Consider the following 12,962-nt stretch of genomic DNA (forward strand, 5'->3'; position numbering starts at 1 on the left):
CTGATGCAACCTTAGGCGCGCAATGGACCAGCTCAAGGAAGAGGGCGAGTCTCGCTAGACAGGCAACGACTTTCCGCGGTGACGTGCCTCAAGGAAAAAAAGTAAGAAGCCCGCCGCAGCGATGCTGGGCGGGCTTAAGGCCTGTGTCGTGTCGGCATTGAGCTTATTGAGCTAGAGGTGCCGCGTCCTTAGCCAAGGCGGTGACATCCCTGTTCCGAGGCTGATCCATGGCGGTTGCAGGACGCACGCTCTCAAGTCCGGCTAAATCTTGCGGCTTCCAGTTGCGGCGAGCTAAAATCGACGCTTCCAGAACTGCGCTAGGATTAACTAAATAAGAACTTTGAACGTTATTCGTGCGGCGCCTCATGGTCTGTTTCTTCGTGGCCCGAGGCGTTTCCGCATCGATTCGGGAAGAGTCCTCGTCGCTCGAACCACCTCGTTGGAGGGCACTATATTGAGCAGGCGCATCTGCTAGGCGACTGCATGCGCCTACTAGCTGTATAGCAATGCCGCTTACGAGAATTCTGTTGATCAACAACATGCATGTCTCAAGGTATAAATCTCCGGGTAATTAATGGGTGGCCCTGCTGCCGTAGCTCGTGGGGGATACCCGACAGCAGGGCCTGTCTAAGGCGCGACAGGAAAGAAGCTCCCAGACCAAGGGAGAATGCCTAGCTCATGCCGCAGGAACAAGCCCTGCTGATGGATGCCGGTAGGGCCGCTCCGGTTGATTCAGATCAGGTAGTAGGTCCCGGCCGTCCTGAAGATTTTGGCGCAGTGACCCTGCTCCACGAGGCGCCGCGCTTCCTCGATCGTCACGTGTCGATCCAGCGCGATCTCCGACAGCGTCATCCACCTTGCCTGCATCGCCATTCTCCAGCTTGTCGAGTGCGAAACGCGTCGGCCCGTTAGACGTTCGACAGTGGCCGACGAAAAAGCCCCGGGCAGCGGGTGCCGGCGGGGCTGAAGTGGATGCTTGGGGTACGGGCTTAACCCTCATCGGTGGGATTGGTTCTCCGGCGTACCTCCATGAGGAATCGGTGTGAGAAGCGTATCGGACGTCAGGCCTACTAACGCCGCAGCTCATCTTCCCAGGTCTCGGCAGGACGGGGCATTACAATGCGGCGGACAGCACGCTTGAGCTGCTGCGCTCGACGGGCGCGTCTCTGCCACCAGCTAGTAGTCCGCTTCACAGCCCTTCCTGATACGAACGAAACGGGCTTGGACCGGACCGCCCGCAGTACCCTCGCACCAGCACCGGGAGCTTCTTGCCCCACTGAAATAGCGACTACGCGTTCGGCCGAAGCAAGGGACGTTGCTCTGATCGTAGGCATGCAGCCTTGGCAGATATTGTCATAGGCGTCCGCTATCCGGGGTCTCAGGACGAAGCCATGCATGGCCTTCTTGGCACGCTCACCAAGCCTTTCGAGTGCCGCCAGATCAGGGTGTCTAGAGCGCCACGAATCATCTTCCGGGAACGCGGTTCCTGCGGCGATGATCACCCCAAGGCTCAGCACGAGGGCTGCAGCAGCACGTGCTTGCATGATCCTCAGCTCACCGTGAACAGGCTCCCGGTGATTGATGAAGCGGTAAGGTTAAGATTTTGAGTTCGTCTACAAGGCGGAATGGCACGCGCTACGCTCAGCGCGATCTCATCCGCCCACTGCGCCGATTCGAACCGCAAGGGCAGCCGACTGAGGTCGTCAGGGGCCAAACGCCGTTGCAATCGTTTGGGATGCCGGCGGGGCCGCTGCGGTGACGATCCGAATAGTTCAGAGCAGGTAGTAGGTCCCGGCCGTCTTGAAGATCCTGGGGCAATGGCTGCGGTCGACGAGATGCTTCGCCTCTTCGACGGTGATGTGACGGTCCAGGGCGATCTCCGCCAGCGTCATCAACTTCGTCTGCATGCCCGCTCTCCGCATCGTCGAAGACAGAACGTACCGCGCAGGATGCCGCTCATAGGTCTGAAGCGAAAAAATGCACCGCGCAGCGTATGCAGGCGGGGCTGAGGGTGCTCTGAGGAGAAGTGTAGGGGCAACCCGGCCTGGGCCGGTTCGGTTCAGTGCGACCCGCGTGGGGGCTTCAGCCCCTCCAGCGCATCAATCCGGCGTTGCATCTGCGTCAGGGCGTCCCGCAGGCTGAACGTATCGCCGAATGTCGAGGGCAGCGGCCATGATCGTCTCGCGATGTGGGAGGATCGGAGCCGTCGCCGGTGAAGGCGGGCAAGCGGGGATCAAATTGCGACGGTCGCGAAAGACGTCCGGTAACGCTGTCTGAACGTCACTCGGAACGTCGAACTTCGAGGGCATATTGAGCCAGCATGGGCCGGTGGGGGAGCGGATCACCCGGATGCCGTGCAAGGCGTCACAGGCTCGGTTCGACTCCGAGCCCGGCCCTCCAACTCGCGATGTGGAATGATCAGCGGAGCTAACGGGCTGGCCCACTCGTTGCAGTCCGCTCCCCGTGATCCAAGGAACCGCCCGTTTAACTACAACACCTCCCATCGGCCTCAGACGAGCGCTGCTACGCGGCCGCTCCTACATTCAGGTCGGGGTTTGGATGGCGAAAGAGATGAACCCCTGGCGCAGGTTCTATGGGAAGCGGCGGTGAGGCTCGGGCGAGGAGGCGTGGCGCGCAATCTTGTCAGGGGCTTCTTGACGATCCGACCTATTCCCGTCGGGACTGCCATGCAACCCTATCGAAACGATTAGTCGGCAGAAAACGTTTCTGGTGCCGAGTAGCGGCCTGGAGCACGTTTCATGGCCGCATCACGTCTCGCGACGACCGCCCTTCTGATCGGATTGTCGTGCGGCTCGGCATTTGCCAATGAAATCGATCGCACGGGGAGTGTATTAGCCCTGCCGCCTCACGGTGATCCTCTTGTTTCGCCAGCTCGCTCCTCAGCTGTGAAGCCAGCCGAAGCCATCTTGCCTGAGCTGCAGGTGGTGGCTGACGTGCCGCGACGCGGCTTCTTCTCTTCAAGGAAGGACAAGCCCTGGGATCCTCGCGTTTGCGTTGGCTGCTAGGCGCGCTTCAGTCGTGCCAGGCCGTTCAGGCGCCCGAGCCATCTCGTCCAGCACAATGGCCGCGCACGCGAGGTCGGCGATGCCTGGCCAGATCACAGCTTCGGAGCGCCCTGCGGCCCCCATTCGATCCGGTTGCCAGGCGCGCCACCCCGTACAAGGGGCGTTCCAGCCGGCACTTGGATGTCGTGGCTTTTTACCACGACCTGCGCCGACCCGTTCTCAATCGTCAGGATCGGGGTCGCATCCTCAGCCCGCACCATTAGATGCTCGATCACGATGGTCGGCGGGGTCGTGTTGTTGCCCTGAACCCAGACTTGGGCCGTCGTGCCGGCATTGGCCGGGTCGGACTTGCTCGGGGTGATGCTGGTAAGCCGCGCGGCCGTGATTGACGACCAGAAGCGGAAGTTGCGGCGGCATCGCTCGGCCCGCAGATCGCCGAGGGTGATGTTGCGCCCCTTGATGTCGACGCCACCGTCCGTGCAATTCAGGAAAACCGCGCGATTGATGGTGATGTTGTAGGCCTCGCCCTCGATCGTCAGGCCGTCCGAGTTCCAGTATTTGCCTGCCTCGCGCCGCTGACCCATCTGCTCGAAGCGCACGTCCTCGATCAGGATGTCGTGGGCCGTGCCCGAGATGCTGATGCCGATCTGCATTGGCGTCTGGCCAGCTGCGGGATCGGGAGCCAAGCCACGGCCGGTCGCCCTGCGGATGACAAGGCCGCTGCTGTCGCCCGTGATGTTGATGAGACCCCGCAGCAGCTCGTCGCCGCGCACGTCTTCGATCAGGCTGTCCTTCAGGCAAGCGCCCATGCCTCGAATATTGATGAGGCGTCCGACACTCCTCGCCCTGATGTCTCGGATTGTCACACCTGAGATCTGTCGCGCGATGCCGAGCACCCGTCCGGTGTCGTGCAGCGCGCCGTTCAGCGCATCGAAGTGAGCGTAGATTTCGCCGTTCTTGACCTCCCAACCGCCCATCTTCGGAGGACGGCCGAGATCGTAGACCGCACGGGGTGGCGGCTTGGGCCAGGTGAAGCCGACGATCCCCGGGCCGGGCGGTGGATGGGAGAGCGAGCCTTGTATCAGAACAGGGGGCATGATCAGCTTTCCTTCAAGAAAGCGGCCAACGCGCAAGGCGCACATCCAACCGCATAGTAGGATGAGGTAGCTGACGAAATCATGCCTGAGAGCATCGCTCATTAAGCAACGTTGTCACGGCCAGAATAGACCGACCTAGGGCATCAACTTGGTGGGCCATATTCCTTGGGCGAGGTGACGACGCGAGATTGCGCACCGACTAAAGGAGAGAAGAGTGCAGAACGACTTTAAAAGGCAGTTAAAAGCTCAACAAGGTTTTCTGCAACGCTCTATGGCTCTTTATGATCAAGGTTTTGCCGAAGAAGCAGTCCGAGTGGCAGTCACTATACGTGTGCTTCTACATGACACGAAAAGCTCTACATCCCTTTTGTCGCATCTCGGCTTAAACGATGCGAAGTTAATGAGTTTCATGGCCGAGTATGATCACAGCGACCCGGGCGGCTATGGTCAGTTTTTGTTTCAGTTGGATTTGATGAGCAAAGCAAGTTTGCGGTCATGCCTCAAGATAAGCCTGATAATCCGAGATTGCTCACCGTTGCACAATGGCTTGATGAAATAGGTTTCTATGTCGATGGAGTAACAGTGAATCGCCGTGATTTGATGCTGTGGTTGCGAACAAAGATGGCGGAGCGCATGTCGACGATCAGCTGCCAGCCCGATATCAAAAAATTTTTCTCAACTTGGACCGCAGCGGGAGATCCGGAAGATATTTATAGAGCTCAAGATATAGCAATTCGCACGATGGCAGAGGAGGTATTAGCATCGCACGAAGTGTGGAAGATCATTGATTAAACTAAAACGTTTTAGTTCTAGCAACCGGTCACGGAATAGCGACCGACTGCGAAGTCTGGCGGTTGTCGTTCACGGCGTTCGGAAAGCTCTCATTGATCAGCACGTTGTAGGTGCCTGCCACTGCCTTGGGGTAGCGGATGTTGTCTCCATCCGCGATCCAGGCGCTCGTCACGTTCGCGCTGTCCAAGGTCCAGGTGACACTGACGAGCGTGATAGTGCTGCCCTGTGTGCGGTTCGACAGGGTGCCGACATAATCCGCGCCGACTGTTTCAGTCAGCGGTGAGAGCGTCAACGCCTTCAGCCCGACCTTTGAGACGTAGGGCGTGGTTTCATCAGCAGACAATGGCGCTCCCAATGGGTGACTTCGCCTGAGCCTTACGATCAAGGCATTGCCTCAGCCCTCAGTCCTGCTGATCCTTTTGCACAATGCGGCGAGGCGGCGAACGAACTAAAGCATTTAATGCCCGCAAGCTTCGCCACTTAGTGTGCTTCGGACGCTTTCGGAGCTTCCTGGCGGTGACCCTGATGCATGATCTGGCTCTGCATGAGTGGAGCCGCTCGCTCGTATTCCTTGAGCAGCGAGAATGCTCCAATCAGGGCCTGGAACTTCGATTTGACCAGCGAATCCTGCGAACCTGAGTGCAGGTCTATCTGTCCGCACGTTATGGCGGAGTGGAGCGGTCCGAGCTGCACGCGGGAAGCTGGCTCGGCTATTAGGTTATCGTCGTGACCATCCAATTCAGTTGGCGGATATACCGGTCGCACATACGCGATGCAGCGCATGTGTCGGATGAAGCGACCGTTGCCACACAATTTACGGTCAAGCTGAAACCGGAGCGAGTGCCTCACCAGGTAGGTGAGCAACGACGCCACGACGGCGCAAGTCCGCGGCCACCACCTTGAAGCCCTCCGCGCCTGCGCCCACCACCCCGATGGCCTGCGCCGCGGCGCCTATCCGTCCGCGATGCTGGTGCTGATCGCGCGCGGGTTGGTCGAAGAAGGACTCGGGCGTTGGAAGTGGCACCGGACTGGTGAGACAGCCTGGTTCCTGACGGATGCCGGCCGTGCTCTGGTGCGAGAGCAGGACGACAGAGAAGGATTAGGTGTGAGCCACAGCAGTCCATGTCGGCGAGAAGTGCGCCATGGCGCTGCCCTTTGCCACGCGCCGAGTTGCCCATGTCGACCCCTGGAGCAGAACCCAAGCTGCCAATGCCACCGTCGCCAAGCTGCCGCCGACTGGGGCAGCAATCATGGCTTCGTACACTCCTGCGGGCCACAACAAGGCAGCGCTAGCCGCTCCGCCTATTAAGGCTGTGGCGATGTATGCGATGATCATGATTTGGCCTTCCAGCTGTTCGTGACCAAGGACCAATGCGCCGCGTTGCGCATGGTTGCGGTTAAGCTCGGGGACCCTTGATCCCCTCAGCGGCAGAGCTGGCGCGGCTGGCGCATGGCACGACAGATGCTCTCGGTTGATTGCGCGGAACAGTTTGTTAACCGTCACCGTTCCTGCGCCGCAGCGACCATGGAGTGCACCGCAATGCAGCTTGAACAAGCCCTGCAGCCTCATGCTGTCACGGAAGAAACAGCACGTCCTAAGCGTGACATTCTCACCCCAGCCCTGCTGGCGGCAGGTGGGGTACTGACAGTCGTCTGGACAGGTTTCCTAGGCTGGGGAGCAGTTAGCCTGGCGAGCTACCTGCTCGGCTAGGTGAACTCGCTTTCCTCGATGCCAGGCGCGCGATGGACCAGCTCAAGAACGAGGGCGAGACTTGCCAGATAGGGAATAGCCGATGAGCATCACACCCTCGCGTGAGTAGCGTTTCCCGCCGCACACTCCGTTGCGGTCGCTTAAGTAGTTTAACATAGGATTATTGAGGGCAATCGAATTGTGAGCCGCCTCATGGTCGAGGGCATCAACTTCGGCCGGTCGCGCGCTCCGAGAACAAAAAGCAACAAGCCCGGCCCGGCGATCTGGCCGGGCTAACGTTGCGTGGCTCTGACACTGGAGATCGGGGGAAGTCGAGCGCCAGGGCCGGCCCCGGGGGAGATGGGGATCAGGATCCTGAACGACGCCTCAGTGCCTGGTGCTGGAGATAAAGAAAAGCCCCGCGCGGCAGGTGCCAGTGGGGTTGAAATTCATGGTTGGGATGTGCGCTCAACCCGCGCCGATGGGGATAGTTCAAGGCTCCCTTACTTCTACCTCTAGCTCACCACGGTTTTCCGGGATGGACTTGATGCTGGCGGCCTCAAAAGCCTGTCGGACGTCGATCAGCAATCCATCGTTCGGTAAGCCTTCACCTTTCTCGAAGCGATGAAGGGTGCTGGAGCTGATTAGGGCAGCTTGAGCGAGGTCTTTTCTCGACCAACCCAATCAGGGCTCTCGCTTCCTGGCACCGCTCAGGCGTCACGTCTCGGACCTTCCCAGGCCTGCACCCGATCCATCGCTGTTCTGGCATGCAGCGGCAATAATGCCGATAGCCTCAAGCCGGCTTTGGAAGCGCTCGTAGGCCTTGCTGAGCAACCTGAGTTGCCGATCCTCAACCTTACCGCGGGCACCCGCCTCCATCACGTCGTGAACGCTCCTCTGCAGGTCATCGGCCGCCGCATCCAGGCCAGGGTTGCGGTCGAGCAAGCTGAGTAGATCGATCAGGTGTGCACGGATGGTCAGGGCAGCGTCCTTTGCATCTCGCCCCAAGCCGACCTGGAGCAGCGCAGCGTCGATGCCCTCGACCCGCCTGCTGACAAGCTCGTGGCGTAGCTCTGGTGTCATCGGATTACTGTCTCAAGGTTCCTGGGTCTTTCCATCGAGGGCTCACATCCGCGCTTAGCCTTCCTGATCTGCAGCTCGTTCTCTCTGGCTCACATCGGCGGGATGACTCAGGAGCAGGACCATTTTGTTACGCTTAGCGGCGGCTTTTGCCCTCGCCACAACCGCCGCAGGCACCGCGGCTGGAGCGCCGATAGGAGCAGACAAGAAAGCCACCCTGCAACAGCAATGCACGAGTGACTTCACGACCTTCTGCGTCGATCTCTCCTAGAAGACAGCCCCGAGGTTCAGGCGTGCTTTGAGAAGAACATGTCCAAGCTGTCGCCGGGCTGCCAAGGTGCAATCAAGAGCTACAAACAAGGCAAGAAGGGCTAGCTGCAGACCACATCGCCACGCTGGTGTACTCGCCCCAGTGACTTCAGGCCTGCCCCGATTTCGCCGAAGAGGGCCTGACTGCGGCGAACTGGATGCTTCACGTTAACGTGAGCGCCCGGCGAATCGGCCATCCTTTAATTCTTGGTTGGGCTGGTCATGCCGCGCATCACAAATATGGATTTCCGCACGCACGATGACCGCATCTCACGCAGGATCATCGCCGCGCTCGTGTTTCTTCAGTTCGCTTTTGCGACAGCCTGCCTGCTGCTCCCATAGCAGGCAGGTAGTCGGACTGATGCTCGCGGTGCATCGGGAACATAGCAAAAAATCGCGCTCGCACGTGGATCAGCCCGCTTTTTGCCTGCGATCAAGAATGTGAGAGACGCCGACTGGACAGATGCGGCTGCAAGTTGCGTCCGGTCGACCTTCCACGAGCGTGAGCTTAGTTTGTACAGCGATCTAGCGTTGCAGGGAGGAGCCTGAGCATTGAATGACATAGATCAATGCCAACAATCTGGGCACGCTCATTAACCTGTTCTTAATCCCAATGGATCGATCTGAAGATGCTCTACGAGGCTATAGTGCATATTCAGGATGTCTATTATGCAACATTTTGGCTTCAGATCGCTACTGGTATTAACAAAGATTGGTTATGACCTGCGGGATCAGTTCGCAGATACGTTCCATGAACCCGTCGAGGAGGCTTTTGGCTCCCTGCTGGATGCCCTAGATGATGCAGAGGGCGTACTCAGCTTGGCACCTAGCCAGTACGAGTGGGCCAGCGACGACTCCTCATTCCGGTACGCAAGCTAGTGTAACTGGCGAGCGTGCTTTCGCTTTTTACGCCTCAGGAGCAGGGGCTGCTGGGCCTCTGGCTCCTCAGTGCTGGCCTGATGCTCGCGTGGAGCGGATTTGAGGAGCGTACCGGCGACGCCCACAGACCTGAGTTGGTGTGTTCTGATCGGGGCGGTGGTGTCAGCCTCGCGCCGAGCACCCGCAGGGAGGTCGGAACTGGTGCCCAGCTTCTACGGGACCTCTGACCTCGTGATCGTTGACGGCCCTCGTTCGCTCCTTGGAGCGGACGAAGGTGCCGGACAGACACGGGCATTTGGCTGGCCTCTGAGTGATGAGCCCACAGTGTCAGGAACCGACCTCGGCCTGCAACATGTGCCGCTTCATCTGTCGATACGGCCGACCTCCGCGGCAAGCGAGGCCTGCCAGTGGTCCGGAACCACGCTGCCTTTGAGGCGCATCTTCAGCTCAACGCCGGTCAGAACCTTCTGTCAGTGCTCGGCCGGCAATTCCTCGAGCGGCTTCGTCAGGCCGAGATTACGTGCCGTCGCCTCGGCGCAGACCCGCCAGTCCAGTGGAAGACGAGGCACCTTGGGGCCCTTGTCCTGGGTCATAGCTTATCGCCTCAGGATCTCGTGAAAGACGCCAGTGCCCAGACGAACATCAGGCCGCAGATCAGGGCGATCAGGGTGCGATTGACCGGCAGCAAATCATGAAACGGCGCGACGTTCATGATGATGATGCCGACAAGGCCACCGAGAGCACCAATCCATCCAAGCTGACGATCGCGTCCGTTCATGGCTGCCGGCCCCTGACCGTGCTGGCGTGTCGCTTGTACCCCAAACTTAGAACCGCTTCGGCGTCCCGGCTCCTACACACGCCGGGGGATTGATGGCGGCCTGACCATCCAGAACTGAGACAGCACCAGAACCGCCTCGAACAGAACAGTGCCTGCCTCGTCGCGCACGCTGCAGGTAATCTGGCTTCTTACGTCTCCGTCGAGGCTATGGCTGCCCATCTGGCGAAGGACTGTCACGACCTCGCGACGCGCGGCCTCTATACTGGGCAGGTCGAGACCTTCCTCGTCCCGTGCCTCGAACTTGCCGTCGCTCGTGTCGATGAAGTAGCGCGGCATCAGATTCTCCGTGACGGAGCCACGCTGTCGTGAGGCAGGGACCTGCCGCCCTAACGTTCAGCAAGCCCCGCGGTCAATTCGGCTCCGAGGGTGCGAAAGCGCGTCCGGTCGTGTTGCGAAGGGCGCGAGCGCGTACGCTCTTCGTCAACCAAGCCCTGCGGGTCGGCTCTTGGCCAGGCGGAGCCGCAATAGCCGTCAATCGATCAGGCGGCTGAGAGCCAGGAGCATCGCCGTGGTGCCGAGCATGACACCCGTGAGCTGGGCGAAGGCACCGGAGCGACGAACGACGTCGGTTCGCGACCAACCAACGAGGAGCCCACCGGCCTCGCAGAGCGCGTATCCGACAACTAGGAGCCCGAGCACCGCCATTATGGTCGACCAACGTGATCCTTGCCATGTGGCTCCGCACCAATTTGCAGACCGAGGCTGCGGACTCCAATACGACGCCCAATGAGGGCCGCAGGGCATGGCAGCGCCCTTTAAGGTCCACGCAGCAGGCTGGTGCTGAATAGTCAGGGGCGCAGCATGTCTGTACCGCATGCCAACGACGGTGATGCCTATCCTCACTCAGCACAGGTACGATGCTTATGGCGCCATTGCGGCCCCTCGCGTGAGCCGTAGGGGCCAAGCCTGACCCTGCCAACATCGAAGATCTGCAGAGATAATCCGGCGATTACAACCGACCTGCTCGACGGGAACACCGACTTCCGACAGTGTGATAAATCAGCAGCAAGCAACCACAAAGGCATCAGAATTTACATAAAGCAATACAGTGAATTTGACACGGGAATTTTGTTTCTGGATCCTCTCGCCACATCCGCGAGTAGTGCGTCCGCTGTGACGCTGGCGGGGCAGTCGTGACATGGACCCGAACAAGCGCCTGCCCTGGGACCTCACCTCTGGGCGCCCCTCTCAGCTCATTGATCGTGGCACCGAGGAAGTCGTGGCCGGGAACAACAGCTTGAGCAACGTCCTGCGGTTGGTGGGTTCCTTCGATGAGCTGGAGAGCCAAGCACCACCCCCGACCGGCCGGTCCTCAGCACGCGATTGGACGAAGCTGATCGACCGCATCCGTGAGGCTGCTGCGCGCAGCCGTGAGATCGAGGCGCAGGCGCATGAACAGGAGCTGCGCGTTCAGGACCTCTTGGATCGTGCCCGGGAGGACATTCAGGCCGCAGCTGAGCAGGTTCGTGCCGCCGATGCGCGTGCCGCTGAGATGCAGGCCCGCACTGAAAAGCTGCTGAAGGCGGCCGACGAGCGCGTGACGGCGGCTGAGGAGCGCGCTCGCGTCGCCGAGGAGTGGCTGGCGCGGGTCCACGACACGATCTCGCAGGAGTTCGTGGTCGAGCCCGGCAACAAGCCAGTCGCCTGATGGCGCCGCGTCTTCCCAGCTCGGTGCCCGACCACCCCGATGATGCTGAGGAGCCTGCGGCCCAGATGAGCACGACCTCCTCCGCAGGCGTGGGAAGTTCGCCGCCGGCCTTATGGACCGCGCCGGACGCAGCCTCCTCGCAGAATGTCGTTCCCCTCTTTGCTGAGCTGGAGGGATTTGACGCCCATTCGGACCAGCTGGACCCGGACTGGCCGGGTGCAATCCAGCTGATCCGCGATGTGGGCGCGCAGGTCCGTCGTGAACGGCACCGAGCGAGGGAGATTGTACAGCAATCGCGTTCCCTCATTCAGCGCACCGTCCTGCAGGCGGAGAGCGCTGAACGGCGTGCCGAGGCTGCCGAAGCCCAGGCGTACGAGGCCTGCTTGCGGGCCGATCGGGCTGATGCGAGCTTGCGATTGGCGCAAGAGCGAGCGCAGCAAGCCGAGGAACGGGCGCAAACGGCGGAAGCAAGCGAGCGAGAAGCCCAGATCTGGCTGCGCCGCCTGTATGCCTGCCTCAAGATCGAGCAGGAGCTTCTCAGTCGAGACATTCTGAACGAGGAGGTTCTGCAGTCCCAAGCATGATCACTCGGAGCTCTCGGCGGGTTTGCCGAGCAAGATCCACGAAGTGTGGCCTCACAACAAGGAGGCTGTGTTTGCCGCCACCCCCTTCGCCGAACGCCAAGGAGATCGAGGGCTGAGACATGGGACCACTGACCCCGCTTCAACGCAACCTACTCCGGGGTACGCCCGACGATTGGCGGGGCATGCCTGAGGAGTGGCATGCGGGAACTGTGTTCCTGCGCCTTGTGGAACGAGGGTTCGTGGAAATGCGTGAACGGCGACGGGGCTATTCTGCCCTCAGCATCGTGCCGGGACCCAATGGCGGGCACTACTGGCAGACTCGTAGGACAGAGGCCGGTAGACAGGCCCTTACATTTACTCCCCAATTAAGCGACCCAGATCATGGGTGAGTTTCCGCCTTCGCGGATTGGCAACGAACGCCCCGCCGCGTCGAAGTAAGGGGAACCGTCAGCGGCAAGGCCTGTCCAGGTCGCCATAGGAAGGAGGCTTCCGTATCAGCGAGTGGCGTCTAACTGATCCGCAAAGAGAGGCCCCGCGCGGCTGTTGCCGGCGGAACTGAAAAGTCAAGGTGGTGGTCTGGGGGACCGAAGATCGCCTTGCAGGGCACGTGCCAGTGTCAGGATATCTGACTGTTTCACAATTTCCGCAGCCATATCTCCGCGCCCGTCGCCGTTGTCGGCATGAGCTCAACGCCGGAGGCTTCAGCCCATCCGTCGGCGCGCTCGAGCGAGAAAGCCCTTGATGCCACCTTCGTCCGCGGGTTGGTCTGTCGCAGGCGCGGCGTCGCCCTCCCGATCGGCATCAATCAGCTCGTGCAGGGCTTGCGTGAGCATTGGAGGCCAGGGCTCCCCGTACTCTCGAAGGAGTTCTGCGGCCTTCGCAAGGGCTTGAATCTGCTGCTGGGTGATGTCCGCACCCATCATGTGCGCATGGAGCAAGCGATCGGTGAGCGCACTTGTCAGACGATGCACCTCAGCCAGAGCTTGGCATCGCGGCTCTGCGGCTACACTCATTTCCGG

Annotated in this window: 13 protein-coding genes and 1 tRNA gene; 4 read left to right on the forward strand and 10 right to left on the reverse strand. The window is 60.4% G+C overall.

The window, feature by feature from the left end; all coding sequences use genetic code 11:
- Nucleotides 1-732: 732 nt before the first annotated feature.
- Together MFF55_RS26795 and MFF55_RS26800 are read right to left on the reverse strand one after the other, a co-directional pair.
- On the reverse strand, nucleotides 733-867 hold the full coding sequence (locus MFF55_RS26795) for a hypothetical protein (protein WP_283206727.1): 135 nt from the start codon (nucleotides 865-867) through the stop codon (nucleotides 733-735).
- 905 nt (nucleotides 868-1,772) lie between these two features.
- Nucleotides 1,773-1,907 (reverse strand): hypothetical protein, encoded by a 135-nt coding sequence (locus MFF55_RS26800; RefSeq protein ID WP_283206728.1) that lies wholly within the window; start codon nucleotides 1,905-1,907, stop codon nucleotides 1,773-1,775.
- A gap of 415 nt (nucleotides 1,908-2,322) precedes the next feature.
- On the opposite strand from MFF55_RS26800, the gene MFF55_RS11210 reads away from it, so the two are divergent.
- Nucleotides 2,323-2,400, forward strand: a tRNA-Ala gene (locus MFF55_RS11210).
- Between the two features lie 718 nt (nucleotides 2,401-3,118).
- Here MFF55_RS11210 and MFF55_RS11215 read toward each other — a convergent pair.
- Complete coding sequence (locus MFF55_RS11215) at nucleotides 3,119-4,123, reverse strand: hypothetical protein (protein ID WP_238244172.1); 1,005 nt, start codon at nucleotides 4,121-4,123, stop codon at nucleotides 3,119-3,121.
- Between the two features lie 495 nt (nucleotides 4,124-4,618).
- Between MFF55_RS11215 and MFF55_RS11220 the strand changes: the two genes are divergently transcribed.
- Nucleotides 4,619-4,915, forward strand: a complete 297-nt coding sequence (locus MFF55_RS11220; protein WP_238244173.1) for a hypothetical protein — start codon at nucleotides 4,619-4,621, stop codon at nucleotides 4,913-4,915.
- Between the two features lie 28 nt (nucleotides 4,916-4,943).
- Here the strand turns inward: MFF55_RS11220 and MFF55_RS11225 are convergent, their stop codons facing one another.
- From MFF55_RS11225 to MFF55_RS11245, 7 genes are all read right to left on the reverse strand, one after another.
- Entirely contained in the window at nucleotides 4,944-5,258 is a 315-nt protein-coding gene (locus tag MFF55_RS11225; protein ID WP_238244174.1) for a hypothetical protein, read from the reverse strand.
- 1,839 nt (nucleotides 5,259-7,097) lie between these two features.
- Nucleotides 7,098-7,289 carry a helix-turn-helix domain-containing protein gene (locus MFF55_RS27130; protein ID WP_373874788.1) on the reverse strand — a complete coding sequence of 64 codons (192 nt, stop codon included), beginning with the start codon at nucleotides 7,287-7,289 and terminating at the stop codon, nucleotides 7,098-7,100.
- A 33-nt stretch (nucleotides 7,290-7,322) separates the two neighbouring features.
- Nucleotides 7,323-7,688 (reverse strand): hypothetical protein, encoded by a 366-nt coding sequence (locus tag MFF55_RS11230; protein WP_238244175.1) that lies wholly within the window; start codon nucleotides 7,686-7,688, stop codon nucleotides 7,323-7,325.
- Between the two features lie 1,655 nt (nucleotides 7,689-9,343).
- Nucleotides 9,344-9,466, reverse strand: a complete 123-nt coding sequence (locus tag MFF55_RS26805) for a hypothetical protein (RefSeq protein WP_283206729.1) — start codon at nucleotides 9,464-9,466, stop codon at nucleotides 9,344-9,346.
- Between the two features lie 11 nt (nucleotides 9,467-9,477).
- Nucleotides 9,478-9,651, reverse strand: coding sequence for a hypothetical protein (locus MFF55_RS11235; protein WP_238244176.1), 174 nt, complete (start codon nucleotides 9,649-9,651; stop codon nucleotides 9,478-9,480).
- Between the two features lie 72 nt (nucleotides 9,652-9,723).
- Nucleotides 9,724-9,987 (reverse strand): DUF6894 family protein, encoded by a 264-nt coding sequence (locus MFF55_RS11240; RefSeq protein ID WP_238244177.1) that lies wholly within the window; start codon nucleotides 9,985-9,987, stop codon nucleotides 9,724-9,726.
- A gap of 195 nt (nucleotides 9,988-10,182) precedes the next feature.
- On the reverse strand, nucleotides 10,183-10,356 hold the full coding sequence (locus tag MFF55_RS11245) for a hypothetical protein (RefSeq protein ID WP_238244178.1): 174 nt from the start codon (nucleotides 10,354-10,356) through the stop codon (nucleotides 10,183-10,185).
- Nucleotides 10,357-10,948: 592 nt separating this feature from the next.
- Here MFF55_RS11245 and MFF55_RS11250 point away from each other — a divergent pair.
- Together MFF55_RS11250 and MFF55_RS11255 are read left to right on the forward strand one after the other, a co-directional pair.
- A complete protein-coding gene (locus MFF55_RS11250) occupies nucleotides 10,949-11,359 on the forward strand; it encodes a hypothetical protein (RefSeq protein WP_238244179.1) in 411 nt (136 codons plus the stop codon).
- 65 nt (nucleotides 11,360-11,424) lie between these two features.
- Nucleotides 11,425-11,943 carry a hypothetical protein gene (locus MFF55_RS11255; protein ID WP_238244180.1) on the forward strand — a complete coding sequence of 173 codons (519 nt, stop codon included), beginning with the start codon at nucleotides 11,425-11,427 and terminating at the stop codon, nucleotides 11,941-11,943.
- The last annotated feature ends 1,019 nt before the right edge of the window (nucleotides 11,944-12,962 follow it).

Source organism: Methylobacterium iners, from assembly GCF_022179305.1.
Classification (GTDB): domain Bacteria; phylum Pseudomonadota; class Alphaproteobacteria; order Rhizobiales; family Beijerinckiaceae; genus Methylobacterium; species Methylobacterium iners.